The sequence below is a fragment of the Halosegnis longus genome, assembly GCF_009663395.1.
GTDB lineage: Archaea > Halobacteriota > Halobacteria > Halobacteriales > Haloarculaceae > Halosegnis > Halosegnis longus.
Window position 1 is genome coordinate 157,023 of the sequence record NZ_QKNW01000001.1, and the last position, 19,341, is coordinate 176,363.

The window sequence follows — 19,341 nt, forward strand, 5'->3', positions numbered from 1 at the left end:
ACTTTCACGTGTCCAAGTTCCGGTGACGTCCTACCACCGGGTGTTATCAGTCGCGTTCGCCGACTCCGTCTGTCGGTCTGTTCGGACATCGAACGGGCATGGACGGGGGGATGCGTCGTCACGGGGTGTGATACCGCAAGACGTAGCCGACCCAGCAACTTTATATCACGATATTACGTAACGATTTCTAATGTCTATCGAGACAAACGTATTCGGGGACACCGTCGACGGCGTTCTGGGGGAAGTCCTCGGGGGAGCCAGCGACGAGGTGTTCCTCGTCAATCCGACGGTGGGGACGCTTGAGGCACTACTTGACGTGCTCGACACGGCGACGGTGCGCGTGAACGTACTGGCCGCCGAGTCGCAGCTCAAGGAGCTTTCTCGTGACTTCAAGCTCGCGAGCCGGGCGGCGGACTACGAGGACGACGGCCGGCTCACGCTGTCTATCTACGACGAGCCGGCAAACACCGTCGTCGTGACCGAGTCGTTCACGACCGCGCTCGTCGCCGGCGGGTCACAGGTCGCCGGGCTCACGACGACCGAAGAAGGGTTCGTCGACGCCACGTACGACCGGTACGCAGCCGCCTTCGAGGACGCGAACGCGTTCGACCTCCGGACCCCCGGGACGACCCACGTGAGCGAGACGCTGGCCGAGAGTCTCGGCGAGCAGACCGCGGCGGACTTCGAGGCGGCACTCGCCGCGATGGAGACGGCTCGGGGCGACGGAACCGACCTGAGTGAGGTGACCGTCGCGCTGCTCGTCGCCGCTAGAAACGAACAGCTCCTGTACGACATCTCGAAGTGGGGCGAGGACACGGGCGTCGCCTCGAAGGCCACCTTCTCGCGCACCAAGACCGACCTCGAAGAGCGCGGAATCATCGACACCGAGAAAGTCCCCATCGACGTCGGCCGCCCGCGGCTCCGCCTGAAGCTCGCCGACGACCGACTCAAGAACGTGTCGGCCTCCGAACTCGCCTCCGTTGCGCAGTCCGTTCTCGCCAAGTAGACCGGATAGCCGGGCTTTTTCTCGCGGCAGCCGCGAGTCGGAGTATGCACGTAGGACTCGTCGGAAGCGGCCACGCCGCCACCGCCGTCCGACAGACCGTCGCGGGCGCGGTCGACTCGGTCACCGACATCGACCCCCGCGCGCTCGGCGAGGTCGACTTCGCCGTCGCCGTCGGCCCGGCGGGCGCGACCGGCTTCGAGACCGCAACCGAGACCGCGCGCGAAACGGGAACGCCGTGGCTGGCGGTCGAACTCGGCGGCGTCGGCGGCCACGCACTCGACGGCGTCGACGCGGCCGTCTCTGGATTCGCCCCCGGACAGGGCTGTTTCGACTGTCTCCGGGCGCGCGTCGCAGCAAACGGCGGAGACGTGGAGCGGGCACGGACGAGCGACGCCGACGCGCGCCTCGCCGGTACGCTCGCCGGACGCGAACTCATCCGACTGGCGAACGGCGAGGAGTCGGCAGCACTCGGGGGAGTCATCGAACTCCCCTACGCGACCCGACGACTTCTGCCGGTTCCGGGCTGTGACTGTGCCGGCCCGCGCAGCCACGACCTCGACCGCGAGCACGCGCCCCGGGACCTCGACGGCGCGCTCGCGGCCGCAGAACGGACCGTCGACTCGCGGGTCGGTCTCGTCCACGAGGTCGGCGAGGCCGAATCGTTCCCCGCACCCTACTATCTCGCGACGCTCGCCGACACGACCGGTTTCTCCGACGCGCAGGCGAACCGACAGGCCGCCGGCGTCGCGACCGACTGGAACCGCGCGTACATGAAGGCGCTCGGGGAGGGGCTGGAACGCTACGCCGCAGGCGTCTACCGCGAAGACGCGTTCGAGCGCGGGTCGCCGGCGGAGACCCCCGACGGCGTCGCACCCTCGGCGTTCATCACCTCGCCCTCGTTTACCGCCCCCGACGCCGAGCGCTCGATTCGCTGGTACCCGGGCGAGCACATCGAGACGGGCGCACGCGTCAAACTGCCGGCCGAGTTCGTCCAGTTCCCGCCGCCGGAGACGCGCCATCGACCCTCCATCACGACCGGACTGGGGCTCGGGAACGGCGGTATCGAGGCGCTGCTCTCGGGGCTGTACGAGGTCATCGAGCGCGACGCCGCGATGTTGGCGTGGTACTCGACGTTCGAGCCGCTCGGGCTGGCCGTCGACGACGAGCGCTACCGCGACATCGAGAAGCGCGCGCGCTCGGAGTCGCTGTCGGCGACGGCGCTGCTCGTCACCCAGGACGTGGACGTGCCGGTCGTCGTTGCGTGTCTCCACCGCGAATCCGGGGAGTGGCCTCGTTTCGCAGCGGGGATGAGCGCCGACCTCGACGCCGACGCCGCCGCGGCTGGCGCGCTGGAGGAGGCACTGCAAAACTGGCTCGAACTCCGCGGGATGGGGAAACAGGAGGCGACGGCGCAGCCGGGGGCTATCGGTTCGTACGCGGAGTTCCCGCCGACGGCCCGCGAGTTCGTCGCCCCCGAGACGACGATTCCGGCCGACTCGGTCGGCCCGGACGAATCGCTGGCTGGCGAGGCGGAACTCGACGCGCTCGTCTCGCGAGCCATCGACGCGGGGCTTGACCCGTACGCCGCGCGGCTCACGCCACGCGACTTAGCACAGCAGGGCTTCGAGGCGGTGCGCGTGCTCGTCCCGACGGCACAGCCGCTGTTCACCGACGAGGCGTACTTCGGGGAGCGAGCAGAGCGCGTTCCGGGTGAGTTGGGCTTCGAGCCGCGACTCGACCGCGACCACCACCCGTATCCTTAGATACCGAAGGTGACCCGGAGCATGTCGCGCGTTCCGGGACCGAGTCCGACCGCGAGAATCGCGACGAGCAGAAGGATGGCGTAGCGCGGCTCGTCATCGAAGATGGTGTCGTCGAACACCCAGACGACGGCTGTCGCGGCGACCAGTTTCACGACGAGGAACCCCCACGAGAGCCCGATGACGGAATCGAGGCCGGCCGGCTGAATCGCGTCGACCACGCCGACGATGATGTCGTTGAACGGGTGTTTCGCGCCGTACTGGAGCGCGTTGCCCGCGCTGTCCACGACGCCCAGTTCCCCCGTCCAGTCGGCTGCGATGACGTTCGCCACCCCGTCGATTGCGTGACCGAAGATAACGACCAGCCCGACGTAGCCGGTACCGGCGTTGATACCCGGCTTGTACCGCTGTGCGAGCCGGTAGATGCTGACGGCGAAGAGAACGGAGAGACCGACGGTGACGCCGGTCACCTGCGGGTAAAAGCCCGCGCCGTCGACGGTCCCGGTGAGCCGCGTCGGGACGAAGTAGAGGAGGTAGCCGACGGAGCAAAGTACGAGCACCCAGCCGGTCGCGAACAGCTGCCGGCCGTAGCGCTCGACGTAGCCGCGCCGTTCGGCGAGGACGCTGGCGACGACGGTCGCGAGCGTGATGAAGAAGACGGTGAAGTAGATAATCGGCGAGATGATGAGCGTGTTCCACGGGTACGCGAGAATCTGGGCCGCCCCCTCCGGAATGGAGTCGTTGGCGTCCTCGATGACGCGCAGTGCCCCGCCGAAGAACATGAACGGGACGAGCGCGAAAAACAGCTGTTTCGTGTCGCCGATTTCGAGCCGGTGGAGCAGCGTGAGCACGCCGACGAGGAAGAAGACGAGCGAAATCGCGTACCCGGCCTCGCTGACGAGCGTATAGCCCGGCTCCGCGACGATGCCGGACGCGTCCTGACAGGCGACGGTCGAGTAGAACAGCTCGGTCGTGCCGCCGTCCATGACGACACAGACGGCGTTGTTGGCGTCGGCGTACACCGGACCCCAGAAGTAGTGCCAGAGGAAGCGGTCCCAGACGAGCTCGGGCGCGAGCAGGACGCCGAACCCGAACGCGAGCAGGGCGGTCGTGAACGTCGCGAGCCACGCCTGCGCACGCGACCACGAGCGGGGCGAATCCATACCGGCGAAGCGGGGCGGGAAGGTTTCAGGATTCCGGTCGCCCGGTTCGAACCGCCTCCACGGCCTGTGTCGCGTCGAGCAGTTCCTCGTGGGCGTGCCCGTTCGAGGCGACCAGCCCGCGGGAGTCGTGTCGCCACGGGTCGCCGTGTACGTCGGTCACGGTGCCGCCCGCCTGTTCGACGAGGAAGACGCCGGCGACTGTGTCCCACGGGTTCGTCGTCGTGTTGGTGAACGCGCCGTCGAGTTGGCCCGCGGCGACCATCGAGAGCGCGGCCTGTGCGCTCCCGTAGCGGCGGCAGTCGCCGAACCGCTCTGCCGTCTCCCGGCACGCGGCGGCGTACTCGTCCCGGCGGTCGTGGGGCCACCACACCGTCGGCGAGACGGCCATCGCCTCGGGGTCGGTGCGGTCGCTGACCTCGATTGGCTCGCCGTTCATCGCCGCGCCGTCACCGTCGCTGGTGTACACGTCACCGAGCACGGGGAGGACGTTCGCGGCGGCGACGGGGCTGCCGTCCTCGACGGCGGCCACGCTCGTCACCCACAGCGGGATGTCGCGCACGAAGTTGCTCGTCCCGTCGATCGGGTCGACAATCCACGCCGCGCCCGACTCCGGCACCTCCTTCAGCTCGTCGTCCTCCTCGCCGACGACCGCGTCCTCGGGGTACTCGGTCGAGATCGCGGCGACGACCTGCCGCTGGGCGTCGCGGTCGGCCCGGGTCACTACGTCCGTCTGGTTCGCCTTCGTCTCGACGGGTACGTCACGCCGGAAGAATCCCTCCGCGACGGCACCACCTGCACGAGCGGCCCGCTCCGCGAGGTCCGCTCTCCGTGTTCCGTTCTCGCTCATGCTCACCCACGAACACCGGCGCGCAAAGGGGCACCGATTTGTGTGCCGACACGAATCGCCCGGTATGCACACGCTCGCGAAGCGGATTCACAACATCACGCCCCGGCCGATGGTGCTCACCTTCGATGACGAGACGACCCGCCGAATGGAGATTTCCTCGGCTGAGTTCTTCCAAGAGGCGTTCCAGGCAGAAGGCGAGAGCGACGGCACGCGCTACCGGTTCGTCTCCGACGGCGACGACGACCCGCTCGTGGCCGCCCGCGAGACCGACGACGGCTGGGAGCCGGTCGGCGAGGTCGTTGCCGTCGAGCGCGTCGAGTCGTAATCTACTCCCCGCTGTAGACGTACCCTCGGTATGGCCCAACTACCCCACCTCGTCGAGGACCGCGGCGAGCTGAAGCTGAACGCGTCCATCAACGGGACGCGCCGCGACCTCGTGCTCTCGGACCGCGGTAAATCCCTCCTCGTCGACGACCTCGAGTACGAGAAGGCCGACGTCGTCCCCTTCACCGTCGTGAAGGCGCTCGTGCTCGCCGGCGGCGCGTCGGTTCCCGAGGGACAGGACGCCCGCGACGCGGCGTGGGGATTGAGCGGTGCGGACGGCGGCCGAGACCCCACCGCAGAGGACTGTTATCGAACTGCGGAGTATCTCCGCGCCGTCGAGGTGAGCGAACGCGCCGTCGAGACGCTCCGTGAACACGTCCGCGAGACCGACCTCTCGACGTATCTCAACGCCGACGAGATTACCTCGAACGCCGAACGGGTCGGCAAGCTCTCGGATATCGCTCGCGACCTGTAGCTATCGCTCGACGGTGTGAAGGTAGGATGATGCGGGGGAAGACCACTCCGAGAGTCGTCTTCCTGCACTGCCGAGGCAGTGCGGGGGAGGGGATTTGAACCCCTGGACCTCCGTGAGACGTACCGTCTCACGTGCTCTCGTTCGCTTCGCTCACGAGAACTCTACAGGAGCGGAACTTGAGTCCGCCGCGTGCTGTTTTCAGCAACCGCTAGTGAGGATTGAGAGATGCGGGGGAAGACCACTCCGAGAGTTGTCTTCCTGCACTGCCGAGGCAGTGCGGGGGAGGGGATTTGAACCCCTGGACCTCTACAGGAGCGGAACTTGAGTCCGCCGCGTTTTCCAGGCTTTGCTACCCCCGCACGCATCCCCGAGTCGGTGGTCGGGTGTCAAAACGATTGCGACCGCCGACGGAGTTACCACGCTGGACGGTGAGAGACACCCGTGGACGACCACACCACCGACCCGGACGTACCACCGCCGATTCGCGGCCAGCCGACGGGCTTTCTCCCCGACACGGGTCGGTGGGAACACGACACGCTCCGGCGCGCGACCGCACACGGGGTTCGGCTGTTCAACGCCGGGCAGTACCACGAGGCCCACGACTGCTTCGAGGACGAGTGGTACAACTACGGCCGCGGCACGACGGAATCGAAGTTCCTCCACGGGATGGTGCAGGTCGCCGCCGGCGCGTACAAACACTACGACTTCGAGAACGACGCCGGCATGCGGTCGCTGTTCGAGACGGCGCTCGAGTATCTGCAGGACGTTCCCGGTGACTTCTACGGCGTCGACGTGCGGGACGTGCGAGAGACGATGACGGCGGCGCTGTCCGACCCCGACAGGCTCGACGGCTGGCGCATCGAACTCGACGGCGACACGCCCGACGCCGACCGGTGGGACGAGGCGTACGCCGAGCGACTCCACTGACTCGGTGCGTTGATACCGCCGGAGGCGAATACGCTGTATGGAGTGGTACTGCACCGAGTGTGGCCGCCCCAGCGACACCAACGGCGGGACCTGTGAGTGTGGCTCCACCTCCTTCGAGCGGGCGGTCGTGCAGGTGGCAAAGGAGTGTACGACCTGCGGGACCCGCGTCCCGGAACACACCACCACCTGTCCCGACTGCGGGTTCACCGGCTTCGAACCGCTCGGTGAACCACAACCCCGCGACGAGGGGAGCTACATCGAGTGGCGGTGTGAGAAGTGCGGCAACGAACACCCCCGCCACACCCCGCCGTGTGACCGCTGTGGCCACGAGGTGTTGGAACGCGTCCGCGTCGACGCCGCCGACTTCGACGTGGACGAACACGTCGCGGGCTACGACGAGCCCGGCGACGGCGGCCTGTTCGGCTTCTCGCGCTCGCAGGCGTTCGGCGGTGTGCTCATCGGCAGTATCGTCGTCGTCTTCCTCCTCGGGACGGCGGGCATCGGTCCGGCGGCCGACCTCGGTGGCCCGGCTCCCCCCGACCCGGCGGTCGTCGAATCGAGTCTCGTCGCCGAGGTGAACGACCAGCGGACGGCCGCCGGGCTCGACCCGCTCGTCGAGGACGGTGAACTGACGCGTATCGCGGCGACGCGCACCGAGCGCGCGGCCGGCGACGGCCAACCGCAGGGTGCGAGTGCGGCCTTCAGCGAGGCGGGCTACGACTGCGCCGAGCCGATACTCACCGGCTATCGGATTCCCGACGCCAGCGCCGACGCGGACCTCGGTGCGCGCATCGCCGACCGGGTGACGGACGACGAGCCGCGGCTCGGTGGCGCGGCAGAGCGCGTCGGCGTCGACGCGCGGGTCGTCGACGGAACGCTATACGTTGCCGTCGCCGCCTGCTGACGGGGACACAGATATACGCTCGCGCGCCGAGTTGTCGGTATGGTACGCCGGCTCGCCGACGGGCTGTGGCTCCTTGAGTTGGGGCTGGTCCCACCGTTCGCGACGAACTGTTATCTGGTGGACGACGGCGAGGCGGTGACGCTTGTCGACGCCGGGCTGCCGATAAATTATCCGTCGCTCGCGACGGAACTCGGTCGCGTCGGCTACGAACGGCTCGACATCGACCGCGTGCTCTTCACGCACTACGACATCGACCACGTCGGCGGGGCGCGCGCGCTGCGCGACCGCGACGTGCCGATGTACATGGGCGAGCGCGACGTGGCCCTCGTCACCGGCGAGTGGGACCCGAACCTCGTCCACCACAAGGGGCTGTTCCACCGCATCGCGCGGCGACTGTTCCCGCTCGACGGCCACGACCTCCGACCGATAGCCGACGGGGAGGCGGTCGGGAACTTCACGGCTCACCACACGCCGGGACACAACCCCGGCCACACCGTCTACACCCACGAGGGGTTGGACGCGGCCTTCCTCGGTGACCTCGTGTGGGCCACTGACGGGGAGTTCACGACCCCGTTCTGGCTGGACTCCTACGAGATGCGGGCCGTCCGCGAGAGCGCACACGCATTCGCCCGCAACCACGAGTTCGCGCGCGGGCTCGCGGCCCACGGGGAGCCGGTTCTCTCGGGCGCGAGCGACCACCTCCGGGCCGTGACCGACGAGTTCTGGTAGCTACTCCGCGGGCAGGACGTACCGGTCGAGCTTCGCAGACGCATTGGAGAGCACGTTCGAGCCGTGGAAGACGAGTCCGGTATCGAACGCGTAATCGGTGAGTTTTTCGAGCGACTGCTCCGCCTGCCCGAGGTCCTGGGTGTACTTCCCGGGCGGGAGGTGAAAGCCGCCGGCGAGACCGCGCTGGTCGGAGCCCGACACCGCGTCGGCGAGAATCGCGTAGTCGTCGTCCGTCGCAATCAGGGCGTGCTGGTGGCCGACGTGACCCGGCACGTGGACGGCCTCGAACGGTCCGACCGCATCCCCGTCACCGTAGAAGCGGTCGACGGACGGTGTCTCCTCGGGGTCGGCTCCGACCGGGAGAGCGAGGTCGGCGTCGTAGCTGTCGAGGACAGCAGCGATACCACCGCTGTGGTCGCCGTGCATGTGAGTGATGACGACCCGCTCCGGGACGATGCCGGTCTCCTCGATTTCCGCGAGCAGCGTCTCGGTCGTGTCCGGGAGGCCGGTATCCACGAGCGTGCCGTCGTCGGTCAGATACGCTCGGATGCGGTCGTACGCGTCGGGCTCGCCGCGACACAGCAGTTCGTGGACACCGTCGATGGGTTCAGTCGCCATACCGGGTGGACGGTCGGCCGGCGCAAAACTGTGTGGCCCGAAGGCGACAACGGTTTCCTCCCGACCCGAGAATGGTGGCTATGGACCAGAAGCGAGCCATGTCGAGCGTGGATATCCGTGCGCTCGCGACCGAGCTTCGCGACTACGAGGGCGCGAAGGTCGACAAGGCGTATCTCTACGACGACGACCTCCTCCGGCTCAAGATGCGGGACTTCGACCGCGGCCGCGTCGAACTTATCATCGAGGTGGGCGACCCCAAGCGCGCCCACGTCGCCGACCCCGACAACGTCCCCGACGCACCCGGCCGGCCGCCGAACTTCGCGATGATGCTTCGCAACCGGCTCTCGGGGGCCGACCTCGTCGACGTGCGCCAGTACGAGTTCGACCGCATCCTCGTCTTCGAGTTCGCGCGCGAGGACGCGAACACGCTCGTGCTCGCGGAGCTGTTCGGCGACGGCAACATCGTCGTGATGAACAAGGATAGAGAGGTTATCGACTGTCTGGACACGGTGCGGCTCAAGTCGCGGACGGTCGCCCCCGGCTCCGTCTACGGCTTCCCGTCCTCGCGATTCAATCCGATGACCTGCTCGCGGGAGGCGTTCGACGCGAAGATGCGCGATTCCGACACGGACGTGGTGCGGACCCTCGCCACCCAGCACAATCTCGGGGGGCTGTGGGCCGAGGAAATCTGCACCCGTGCCGGCGTGGACAAGGAACTCGACATCGACGACGCGGACGACGAGACCCTCGCCGAGGTGTTCGGTGCGCTCGAACGGCTGCGCGAGTCGATTCGAAACGGCCAGTTCGACCCGCGCGTCTACTGGGAGAGCGACGACGACGGCGAGCGCACCCGGCCGGTCGACGTGACGCCCGTCCCGATGGACGAACACGAGGGGATGGACTGTGACAGCTACGACCGGTTCACGGGCGCGCTCGACGAGTACTTCTTCGAACTCGACCGCGAGGAGCCGACGCCGGGCAGTTCCCGCCCGGAGTTCGAAGAAGAGATCGCGAAGTTCGAGCGCATTATCGAACAGCAGAAGGGCGCTATCGAGGGGTTCGAACGGGAAGCCAACGAGGTGCGGGAGCGCGCGGAGACGCTGTACGGCAACTACGACCTCGTGGACGAGATTCTGACGACGGTGCGCGAGGCGCGCGAATCCGGCGTCCCGTGGGAGGAGTTGGAGACGACGTTCGCCGAGGCGGCCGAGGCCGGCAACGAACGCGCCGAACGCGTCGTCGGCGTCAATCCGGAAGCCGGCGAGGTGACCGTCGAACTCGACGGAACGCGGATCGACCTCGTGCCGGAAGACGGCGTCGAGAAGAACGCCGACCGACTGTATCAGGAGGCGAAACGCATCGAAGGGAAGAAAGAGGGCGCACTCGCGGCCATCGAGGATACGCGCGAGGATCTCGAAGACGCCAAACAGCGCCGCGACGAGTGGACGGCCGACGACGCCGAACCCGACCCCGAGCCCGAACGGACGGGCGAGACCGACTGGCTCGCGAAACAGAACATCCCGATTCGTTACGACGAGCAGTGGTACGAGCGGTTCCGGTGGTTCCACACCAGCGACGGCTTCCTCGTCATCGGAGGGCGCAACGCCGACCAGAACGAAGAAATTGTCAAGAAGTACATGGAAAGCGGCGACCGCTTCTTCCACGCACAGGCCCACGGTGGACCAGTGACGGTACTGAAAGCGACCGGCCCCTCCGAGCCGTCGAAGGATATCGACCTGCCCCAGTCCTCGAAGGAGGAGGCCGCCCGGTTTGCGGTCACCAACTCCTCGGTCTGGAAGGACGGGAAGTTCGACGGCGACGTGTACATGGTCGAGCCGAGTCAGGTGTCGAAGACGCCCGAATCCGGCGAATACCTCGAAAAGGGCGGCTTCACGATTCGGGGCGACCGCACCTACTTCGAATCGACGAGCGTCGACTGTGCGGTCGGCATCCAGTGTGAACCCGAAACGCGCGTCCTCGGCGGGCCGGAACGCGCCATCGAGGACGACGTGGAGACGTACGTCACGCTCGAACCCGGGCAGTACGCCCAAAACGACATCGCGAAGCTGTTGTACCGAGAGTTCAAGGGTCGCTTCGCCGACGAGTCGTTCCTCCGGAAGGTGGCCTCCCCGGACCGGATTCAGGAGTTTTGCCCGCCGGGCGGGTCCCGGATTCGCGAGTAACGCCGGCAACGTTCATATCCTCGGCGAGCCACGGAGACGTATGTTCGAGGATGCCCTCCGATTCCCGTTCGCCGGCGACGACAGCGCACGCAGTCTCCTCATCGGCGGTGTGTTGGTGTTGCTCTCGCCGTTCGTGTTGCCCTTGCTCCCCCTGTTCGGCTACTACCTTCGCGTGGTGAAGGCGGGCATCGACGGCGACGAGACGCCGCCGGTGTTCGAGGAGTGGGTCGAACTCAGCGTGGACGGGCTGAAGGCCGTCGTCGTCAGCTTCGTCTACTTCCTCCTCCCGCTGGCGTTCACCGTCATCGGCGCGCTCGTCGTCGGGGCCGGGGCGATACTCGCACAGGAGCGTGCGGTCACGGGAGTCGCTACCGGCATCGGCATCGTCGGTGCACTGTTCGCACTCGCGAGCTTCGTGACGATTCTGCTCGCCACCTACGTGTTCCCGGCCGCGCTGGCGAACATGGCTCGCAGCGGCGATATCGCCGATGCGTTCGAACTCTCGACCGTCCTCGGCGTGGCCTTTTCGGTCGAGTATCTCGTCGCCGGACTGCTCGGTATCGCGGCCGTCATCCTCATCGGTATCGTGAACACCGTCGTGACCGTGTTCACGCTGGGGCTGTTCCTCCTGCTTGCCGTCTTCGTCCAGTTTTACGCGCAGGCGGTGTTCTTCTATCTGTTCGGCCGCGGCTACGCGAACGCGCGCGGCCTGCAGCCCGAATAACAGGGTCTTTTTCTTCGGCTCTCACAGTCGAGGTATGCGTATTGCCGACCGCCAACAGCGCGAGGGCGACCGCGAGCGAATCACGGTCGTCCCCGAGAGTCTCGATGACCTGTGGCATCTCACCTACGTCATCGAGCCGGGCGACCGGGTCGGCGGCGACACGACGCGGCGCATCCAGCGCAACGACGACCAACTGCGGGATTCCGGCGGCGAGCGCGAACACATGTGGGTCGAACTCGCCGTCGACGACGTGGAGTTCGCGAAGTTCGCGAACCGACTGCGCGTCGGTGGAGAGATCGCCGACTGCTCGCGAGAGGACCAGCTCGGCTTCCACCACACGCTCAACGTCGAGGAGCGCACCGAGCTCGAAATCGAAAAGCAGTGGCAAACCGACCAGCTCGAACGGCTCCAGGAGGCCGTCGAAGCGACCGAAAACCCCGAGGTCGCCATCGCCACCGTCGAGGAAGGGGAGGCGTACGTCCACACCGTCGAGCAGTACGGCGTCGAGGAGCGCGCTGCCATCACTAAGCCGACCGGAAAAGGGGAGTACGCCCGCCCGCGCGAGGAACTGTTCGACGAGCTCGGGGCCGTCCTCCGGCGTACGGACGCCGAGGCAATCATCCTCGCCGGACCGGGGTTTACCAAGCAGGACGCGCTCGATTACTTCAGCGAGGAGTACCCGTCGCTCACGGAGCGCATCACGACGGTCGACACCTCGGCGGCGGGTGGCCGTGGCGTCCACGAGGTGCTCAAGCGCGGCGCTGTCGAGGAGGTGCAGGTCGAGACGCGCATCGCCGAGGAGGCGGGACTCATCGACGAGCTCACCCAGCGCATCGGCGAGGGAGCGAAAGCCACCTACGGCATCGACGAGACGATGCAGGCCGCCGAGTTCGGGGCGGTCGAGGAGCTGCTCATCCTCGACAGCCGGCTCCGGAAGGAGCGCGCCGGCGAGGGAGAGTGGGACGTGGACGCGAACGAACTCATCCGGAGCGTCGAGCAGAAGGGCGGTGACGTGACCGTCTTCTCCAGCGAGTTCGACCCCGGTCGCCAGCTCCAGAATCTGGGCGGGGTCGCCGCGCTGTTGCGGTATCGGCTCGAATAAGCGAACAGACGAGCGGCCGCGGCGCCGGGATTGCTCGTACCACGCCCTCGTCTCCCGGCGGCCAGCGGTCAGGTCACGCGGCCGGTGGGGCGGCTTCGGTGTTAAATCTCGACCGCCAGCCCGTCGCGAGCCATCCGGACTCGCCCCTCGAAGTTCTCGCGCACGGCGTCGGTCATCTCCCGGTGTCTGCCGTCGGTGTGCGGGTAGAGGTGGGTGAGATACACCTCCTCGATGTCGCGTCCGGCGAGCAGCTCGCCGAGTGCAGTGGGCGTCGGATGATTTGACACGTCGACGTCGTCGGGAAACGAGCAGTCGTGGGCCAGGACGCTCGCGCCGTCCGCGAGGTCGGCGACTGGTTCGGTCGCCTCCGAGTCGCCGGAAAAGCAGAACGCCCCGTCCGTCGAGTCGTGCGTGACTCGGTAGGCGAGACAGTCCATCGAGTGGACGGTCTCCGTGGCCTCGATGTCAAAGCCGGCGACGGTCGCGGTTCCGGGTTCGATGTCTCGCACCGTGAGGTCGACGCGGCCGCGGAGATACTCGTGCGCGTCGAGCAGGTCATCGAGGAGCGATTCGGTGCCGGCCGGCCCGACGACGGTGAGGTGTTCCTCGCCGACGAGCCAGCGCGCCTTCAGCAGGGCGAGCAGGTCGGAGACGTGGTCGAGGTGGTGGTGGGTCAACAGGACCGTATCGGTGGTCTCGTAGCCGCCGCGGGTGTCGGCGAGCGCCCCGAGGACGCCGCTCCCGCAATCTACGAGCAGGCGGTCGCCGTCGGCGTCGAGCAGGAGGCCGGTCTGGTTTCGCTCGCCGGTGGGCATGGCGCTGCCGGTGCCGAGAAACGTGACGCGCATATCCGAAGCTGTGCGGGTAGCGTCTTGTGCGTTGGCCTTCGACGGGCACAACGGACTTCAGGGTGCCAGCCCTACCAGTGTGTATGAGTGCGCGCGAGCGGCTCGCCACGCGGGAGGACATCGAGTTCGACCCCGAGCGCGTCGACATCGACGACGGCCACGTGCTCGACCGGCTCGAACCCGAGACCCAGGAGTGGTGGCTCGACCAGTTCGGCGAGTTCGTCCCCGAGAACGGCGGCTTCTTCACCCCGCCACAGAAGGAGGCGATTCCGCTCATCGACGAGGAGCACAACGCCCTCGTCTGTGCGCCCACCGGCTCGGGGAAGACGCTCGCCTCCTTCACCGCCATCATCGACGACCTCGTCGGCCGCGCCCGCACCGACGAGTTGGATAATTCTGTGTACTGTCTGTACGTCTCGCCGCTGAAGTCACTCGCCAACGACATCCACCGAAATCTGGCCGAGCCGCTTGCGGGCATCTCCGAGCGGTGTCCCGAGGACGTCGACGTGCGACAGGCGATTCGCCACGGCGACACCTCCGATTCCGAGCGCCAGAAGATGTTGAAGGAGACGCCGCACATCCTCAACACCACCCCAGAGACGCTCGCCATCCTGCTGAACTCGCCGAAGTTCAAGAAGAAGTTAGAGAGCGTCGAGTACGTCGTCGTCGACGAGATTCACTCGCTGGCAGAGAACAAGCGCGGGACCCACCTCTCGGTGTCGCTGGAACGACTGGAGGCGATGTGTGACACCTCGCCGACGCGCATCGGCTGTTCGGCGACGGTCGAACCCCTCGACGCGGTCGGGGAGTTCCTCGTCGGCTACGAGGACGGGGAGGCGCGCGAGTTCGAGATTGTGGATGCACGATTCGTCCGCGAGTTCGACATGGAGCTGGCGTGTCCGACCGACGACCTCATCGACACGCCTCCGGAGGTGGTGAGCGAGCGCTTCTACGACGACTTGGCGGGACTCATCGACGACCACGAGAACACGCTCGTGTTCACGAACACGCGCTCCGGAGCCGAGCGGGTCCTCTCGAATCTGCGGGAACACCACGGCTTCGACGAGTCGGATTCGGGGTGTCACCACGGCTCGCTCTCGAAGGAACGGCGACAGGAGATCGAGGGGCGGCTGAAGGAGGGAGGCATCGACGTGGTGACCACGTCCACGTCGCTGGAACTCGGCATCGACATGCCCCACATCGACCTCGTGGTGCAGGTCGGTTCGCCGAAATCGGTGGCGTCGCTGCTCCAGCGCGTGGGACGGGCGGGCCACCAGCTCGGCGAGACGGTCAAGGGGCGCGTGTACGCGCTCGACCGCGACGAACTCGTGGAGTGTGCCGTCATGCTGAAGAAGGCCGAAGAGGGGTTCGTCGACCGGGTGTTTCTCCCCGAGGGCGCACACGACGTGGCGACCCAACACGTCTACGGGATGGCCATCAATCAGGTGCGGCCCGAGACCGAGGTGCGAGAGATTCTCCGGTCGGCGTATCCGTACCGCGACTACGGCGACGCGGAGTTCGAGTCGCTGTTCGCGTACATGACCGGCGACTACGACGGACTGGAGGAGAAGAACGTCTACCCCAAGGTTTGGCGCGACACCAACGACCCGCCGAGCGGCGACCACCACTACGAGGAGTACGACGTCGGACAGGACCTCATCGGCAAGCGCGGCCGGATGGCACGCGTCATCTACATGACGAACCTCGGGACCATCCCCGACTCCTTCGACATCGACGTGTACGTGCGCGGCTCCGACGAGTGGGTCGGCCAACTCGACGAGGAGTATCTCGACACGCTGGAGAAGGGGGACGTGTTCGTGCTCGGCGGCTCGAACTACCAGTACAGCTACCGCCGGGGGACGAAGGCGTACGTCGACCCGACGAGCAAGGCCGCGACGGTCCCGTCGTGGTACTCCGAGCGACTCCCTCTCTCGTATGATCTCGGCCGCGAGATTCTCGACTTCCAGCGGGAGATGGTCGCCACCCTTCAAGAGGGTGGTCCGCCGGCCGTCCGCGAGTGGCTCCGTGACCTCCCGATGGACGAGAACACGGTTCGGGCGCTCGCCCGGATGTACGACGAACAGCTCCGGTACGCGGGACCGGCGTCTGTCTCGACGCACGACCGGCTGGCCGTCGAGGTGGCGTTAGACCGCGACGAGTACCGCCGCCACTACCACGTCCACTCGGCGTACGGCCGGCGGTTCAACGACGGGCTGTCGCGGCTGCTCGCCTATCACGTCGCCCAGCAGACGAACGCGAACGTCCAGCTCGCGGTCGCGGACAACGGCTTCACGCTCACGCTCCCGCTGAACCGGAAGGTCGACCTCCGGCGCATTATCGAGGGAATCGACCCCTCGGAGATACGCGAGGACCTCCGGGCGAGTCTCGACGGCTCGGACCTGCTCAAGCGCTACTTCCGTATCAACGCCACGCGGTCGCTCATGATTCTGAAGCGGTACAAGGGCCACGAGAAGACCGCCGCCCAACAGCAGGTCTCCTCGGAGATGCTGCTGTCGTTCGCGCAAGAGCTCGAGAACTTCGCCGTCATGGAGGAGACGTACCGCGAGATTCTGGAGGACAAGCTCAACGTCGCCGCGCTGGAGGACGTGCTCGCGTCGGTGTCGGACGGCGAGCTGGAAGTGGCGACCCAGACGGTCGATTCCCCCTCGCCGCGGGCGTTCGGGCTGGCGACGCTGATGGCCAGTGACGTGGTGTTGGCTGAAGACGAGTCGGCGGTGCTACAGGAGTTCCACGCCCGCGTGCTGGAGGAAATCGGCGACGACGCGACGGTCCACGACTAACCGCGGATGCCGTAGTAGCCGGCGACGACCCCGACCGTCGCCGGGATGATGATGACGGAGACCGCGTTGAGCAGGCTGACGTTCGGGTCCGCGTAGAGGAGCTGCCACCCCCACGTCGTCGCGGTAATCGAGACGACGGCGAGCGACAGGAGCAACAGCCGCCGTCCCGTCCCCATGTCCACGCGGTTCACACTGGAGCTACGTCTCACTCGAATTAACCTTTTTCCGACGGCGTCACGCGCGTGCCCAGTCGAGCAGGCGGTCGTAAAACGGCTCGCTCGCCAGCGTCTCGGCGTCGCCGACGAGCGCGAGCGCCTTCTTCGCCCGCGTCAGCGCGACGTTCATCCGGCGGGTGTCCTCGAAGATGGGACCGTCGAAGCCGCCCGTCGCGACGAAGGAGATGACGATGACCTCCGTTGCCGACCCCTGAAACCGGTCGACGGTGTCGACGGTCGTATCCGGGAGCCGCTTCGACAGTTCGGCGACCTGTGCCCGGAACGGCGCGATGACGCCGATTTCCGAGCGCGGAACGCCCGCCGCGACGTACGACTCCACGATGTCGGCGACGCGGTCCGCTTCGGTGCGGTTCGTGTTCCCCGTCTGCTCGCCGTCGGGGTCGACGAACGCCACCTGTTCGCGGAGTTCGGGGGGCAGGTCGTCGGTGTCGACGCCGATGTCGGCGAGCGTCTGGCCGGCGACCTCGGGGGTCGCCGGGCGCAGTTGCCCGTCGTAGAACTCCCGTGAGGAGAACCACTGAATCTGTTGTGCCATCCGGTACTGGCGGTCGAGCAGCACGCCGGCCTCTGGAGCCTGCTCGATGAGTCGCTCGAACAGCGAGGTCTGGAGGTCGTTTTCCGCCCGCACGACGGGCGGGAGCTGTTGGTGGTCGCCAACGAGCACGAACCGGTCGGCGCGGTTGACGGCGGCGAGCGTCCCCGGTTCGGTGAGTTGGCCGGCTTCGTCGACGACGGCCACGTCGAACTCCTGTTCGCGGACGGCGCGACTCCCGCAGGAGGCGGTCGTCGCGGCGACCACCTGCGCGTCGGCGAGCGTGCCGGTCACCTCCTTCGGGTCGCCGGTCGTCGCGAGCCGTTTGTCCTGCATGTCGGCGCGGACGCCCGACTCGGTGCCCACGCGGACGAACGACTCGAAGCCCTGCTCGCGGAGCGCTTCGAGCGCGTTGTCGACCGCGCGATTCGTGAACGCGCTCAGAAGGACGCGCTGGCCGTCGGCGACGAGGGCACGGACCGTCTGGGCGAGGGTGTAGGTCTTACCCGTTCCCGGTGGACCGTGGACGAGCGCGAAGTCGTCGGCGCGCACGGCCTTGTTGACGGCCGCGTCCTGTGCGTCGTTGTTGTCGATGTAGGTGCGTTCGGGCCCGGAGAACTCCGGCGGGCGCTGTCCGAACAGCACGTCCTTCTCGTCGGGGTCGCCCTTCAGAATCGCGTCGTGGAGGGCGGCGAGCTGACGGGCGACGTTGAGTTCCGAGGGGTACACGTCGAGCCGCCGGAGGTCGAACGGTTCGTCGGCCGTGACGACCACCTCGTCGTCCAATCGCTGGATGCGCGCGAGTTCGGCCGTTCCCCGGGTCGGGTGGCCGTCGCTCGCGAGCGCGATATCGCCCTCGCGCAGCTTCGACACTGCCTCCGAGGTTCGGCGCGCGCGCAGTTCCCACGAGCCGTCGGGGCGTTCCGTCCGGCCGACCGGGTCGAGGTCGACGAGCGCGCGGTCGTCGTCGGCGCGTTCGGCCGCCGTCTGTTCCCACAGCTTCCGGTACTCGGCGTGGACCTCGCGGCGCTCCTCTTCGAGCGCGCGATAGAACCGGTCGAAGTAGTCGCGCTCGTGGTCGGGGACCGGCGTTCCAATCTGGCCGGCCTTCGACTCCTGGTCCAAGCGGCCGGAGACGACCATGCAGGTGTCCTGCTCGAAGCAGTACTCACAGACTGCGTCGGCCTCGTAGCCGGTCGGCACGTCGAAGTCGTGTTCCATCGCGGCGATTTCGTTGCGCTGGCGGACGACGTACTTCAGGAGGCCGACGCCCATGGAGAACTCCTTGGCCGGCGAGAGGTCGCCGTTCTCCTCCGTGCGGTCGAGGGCGTTGTTCTTGGTGTACAGCAGCGTGCCCGTGTCGGGGGCCGCCGCGCCGATGCTCGTTCCCTCGCGGCGAGCCTCGTGTTCCCCGAGCACGAGCGCGTAGCAGGCTGCCTGCACCTTGTCGTGAAAGCGGGGGTCGCGCTTGAGATTCTTTCCGGTCTTGAGTTCGACGGGCATCCCGCGGCGAACCGCGTCCGCCCGGCCCTTGATGCCGAACGTCTCCGAGAGCAGCGTCTGCTCTGAACGCCACTCGTCTTCCTCCGTGAGCGTCCCTTGCGCGAGCCACCCCTCGATAGCGCCGGCGTTCTGTCGCACCTCCTCGGCGACGGCGTCGCGCTCCTTCTCGAGCAGGCCGATATCGAGTCCGGCCTCGGCGACCCGCTCCTCGATGGACTCGTCGAGGTCGTGTCCCCGCAACAGGTCGCCGAACACCTCGTGGACGACGGTCCCGCGCACGACCGGGTACGCGAGCGGGGTCGCGGACAGCTTGTTCAGGTAGTACATCCGCGGACACTGGACCCACGCGCGCACGTCGGTCACGTCCACGAGGAAATCCGGATTCACGACGACGAAGGTGTCACGGCCGGTGGCGTACTGCGTCTCGCCCTGGTACTCGCGCTCGTCGGGGTCGACGACGAGCAGGTCCATCCCGGCTTCGAGCACGGCGGCCGTCTCGGTCCACTTCCCCCACAGCGTGACCGTGACCGGGTCGCGTGTTCCCCCTTCGGGGCGAATCTCCACCTCGGCGAGCTCGCCGGTCCCGTTCGGGGTGTCGACTGTCCGTGGCTCCTCGCAGGCGACGACGGGACCGCGAATGTTCACGGCCGAAGGTGGCT

At 67.3% G+C, this 19,341-nt stretch carries 17 protein-coding genes and 1 tRNA gene; 11 read left to right on the forward strand and 7 right to left on the reverse strand.

The window, feature by feature from the left end; translation table 11 throughout:
- The first annotated feature begins 196 nt into the window (after positions 1 to 196).
- Together tbsP and DM818_RS00790 are read left to right on the forward strand one after the other, a co-directional pair.
- Positions 197 to 1,006: a transcriptional regulator TbsP gene (gene tbsP / locus DM818_RS00785; RefSeq protein ID WP_075938374.1), complete on the forward strand. Its 810-nt coding sequence runs from the start codon at positions 197 to 199 to the stop codon at positions 1,004 to 1,006.
- Between the two features lie 44 nt (positions 1,007 to 1,050).
- Positions 1,051 to 2,769 (forward strand): YcaO-like family protein, encoded by a 1,719-nt coding sequence (locus tag DM818_RS00790; protein ID WP_075936144.1) that lies wholly within the window; start codon positions 1,051 to 1,053, stop codon positions 2,767 to 2,769.
- On the opposite strand, the gene DM818_RS00795 is transcribed toward DM818_RS00790, so the two are convergent.
- The gene (locus tag DM818_RS00795; protein ID WP_123124005.1) at positions 2,766 to 3,929 is read right to left on the reverse strand and encodes a DUF63 family protein; all 1,164 of its coding nucleotides are present in this window, start codon (positions 3,927 to 3,929) and stop codon (positions 2,766 to 2,768) included. The genes DM818_RS00790 and DM818_RS00795 overlap by 4 nt on opposite strands.
- A gap of 25 nt (positions 3,930 to 3,954) precedes the next feature.
- Positions 3,955 to 4,776: an inositol monophosphatase family protein gene (locus DM818_RS00800; protein ID WP_123124004.1), complete on the reverse strand. Its 822-nt coding sequence runs from the start codon at positions 4,774 to 4,776 to the stop codon at positions 3,955 to 3,957.
- A gap of 64 nt (positions 4,777 to 4,840) precedes the next feature.
- Between DM818_RS00800 and DM818_RS00805 the strand changes: the two genes are divergently transcribed.
- Positions 4,841 to 5,101 (forward strand): hypothetical protein, encoded by a 261-nt coding sequence (locus DM818_RS00805; protein WP_075936141.1) that lies wholly within the window; start codon positions 4,841 to 4,843, stop codon positions 5,099 to 5,101.
- A gap of 30 nt (positions 5,102 to 5,131) precedes the next feature.
- On the forward strand, positions 5,132 to 5,575 hold the full coding sequence (locus tag DM818_RS00810) for a hypothetical protein (protein WP_123124003.1): 444 nt from the start codon (positions 5,132 to 5,134) through the stop codon (positions 5,573 to 5,575).
- A 275-nt stretch (positions 5,576 to 5,850) separates the two neighbouring features.
- On the opposite strand, the gene DM818_RS00815 is transcribed toward DM818_RS00810, so the two are convergent.
- Positions 5,851 to 5,934, reverse strand: a tRNA-Leu gene (locus DM818_RS00815).
- Between the two features lie 82 nt (positions 5,935 to 6,016).
- Here DM818_RS00815 and DM818_RS00820 point away from each other — a divergent pair.
- Genes DM818_RS00820 through DM818_RS00830 form a run of 3 tightly spaced genes read left to right on the forward strand, consistent with a single transcriptional unit; the run spans position 6,017 to position 8,135 of the window.
- Positions 6,017 to 6,502, forward strand: a complete 486-nt coding sequence (locus DM818_RS00820; protein ID WP_123124002.1) for a DUF309 domain-containing protein — start codon at positions 6,017 to 6,019, stop codon at positions 6,500 to 6,502.
- A gap of 37 nt (positions 6,503 to 6,539) precedes the next feature.
- Positions 6,540 to 7,406: a hypothetical protein gene (locus DM818_RS00825; protein ID WP_075936138.1), complete on the forward strand. Its 867-nt coding sequence runs from the start codon at positions 6,540 to 6,542 to the stop codon at positions 7,404 to 7,406.
- 39 nt (positions 7,407 to 7,445) lie between these two features.
- Positions 7,446 to 8,135: an MBL fold metallo-hydrolase gene (locus DM818_RS00830; RefSeq protein WP_075936137.1), complete on the forward strand. Its 690-nt coding sequence runs from the start codon at positions 7,446 to 7,448 to the stop codon at positions 8,133 to 8,135.
- Here DM818_RS00830 and DM818_RS00835 read toward each other — a convergent pair whose 3' ends face one another.
- A complete protein-coding gene (locus DM818_RS00835) occupies positions 8,136 to 8,753 on the reverse strand; it encodes an MBL fold metallo-hydrolase (RefSeq protein ID WP_075936136.1) in 618 nt (205 codons plus the stop codon).
- Positions 8,754 to 8,833: 80 nt separating this feature from the next.
- On the opposite strand from DM818_RS00835, the gene rqcH reads away from it, so the two are divergent.
- The 3 genes from rqcH to DM818_RS00850 are packed head-to-tail and all read left to right on the forward strand — an operon-like array spanning position 8,834 to position 12,762.
- A complete protein-coding gene (gene rqcH, locus DM818_RS00840; protein WP_123124001.1) occupies positions 8,834 to 10,936 on the forward strand; it encodes a ribosome rescue protein RqcH in 2,103 nt (700 codons plus the stop codon).
- Positions 10,937 to 10,976: 40 nt separating this feature from the next.
- Positions 10,977 to 11,660, forward strand: coding sequence for a DUF4013 domain-containing protein (locus DM818_RS00845; RefSeq protein ID WP_075936134.1), 684 nt, complete (start codon positions 10,977 to 10,979; stop codon positions 11,658 to 11,660).
- Positions 11,661 to 11,694: 34 nt separating this feature from the next.
- Positions 11,695 to 12,762 carry an mRNA surveillance protein pelota gene (locus DM818_RS00850; RefSeq protein ID WP_075936133.1) on the forward strand — a complete coding sequence of 356 codons (1,068 nt, stop codon included), beginning with the start codon at positions 11,695 to 11,697 and terminating at the stop codon, positions 12,760 to 12,762.
- Positions 12,763 to 12,863: 101 nt separating this feature from the next.
- On the opposite strand, the gene DM818_RS00855 is transcribed toward DM818_RS00850, so the two are convergent.
- Positions 12,864 to 13,610: an MBL fold metallo-hydrolase gene (locus DM818_RS00855; protein ID WP_075936132.1), complete on the reverse strand. Its 747-nt coding sequence runs from the start codon at positions 13,608 to 13,610 to the stop codon at positions 12,864 to 12,866.
- Positions 13,611 to 13,693: 83 nt separating this feature from the next.
- Between DM818_RS00855 and DM818_RS00860 the strand changes: the two genes are divergently transcribed.
- Complete coding sequence (locus DM818_RS00860) at positions 13,694 to 16,411, forward strand: ATP-dependent helicase (RefSeq protein ID WP_153952208.1); 2,718 nt, start codon at positions 13,694 to 13,696, stop codon at positions 16,409 to 16,411.
- Here DM818_RS00860 and DM818_RS00865 read toward each other — a convergent pair.
- Together DM818_RS00865 and DM818_RS00870 are read right to left on the reverse strand one after the other, a co-directional pair.
- A complete protein-coding gene (locus DM818_RS00865) occupies positions 16,408 to 16,602 on the reverse strand; it encodes a hypothetical protein (protein ID WP_075936130.1) in 195 nt (64 codons plus the stop codon). The genes DM818_RS00860 and DM818_RS00865 overlap by 4 nt on opposite strands.
- A gap of 43 nt (positions 16,603 to 16,645) precedes the next feature.
- Positions 16,646 to 19,327, reverse strand: coding sequence for an AAA domain-containing protein (locus tag DM818_RS00870; protein WP_153952209.1), 2,682 nt, complete (start codon positions 19,325 to 19,327; stop codon positions 16,646 to 16,648).
- Positions 19,328 to 19,341 lie beyond the last annotated feature (14 nt).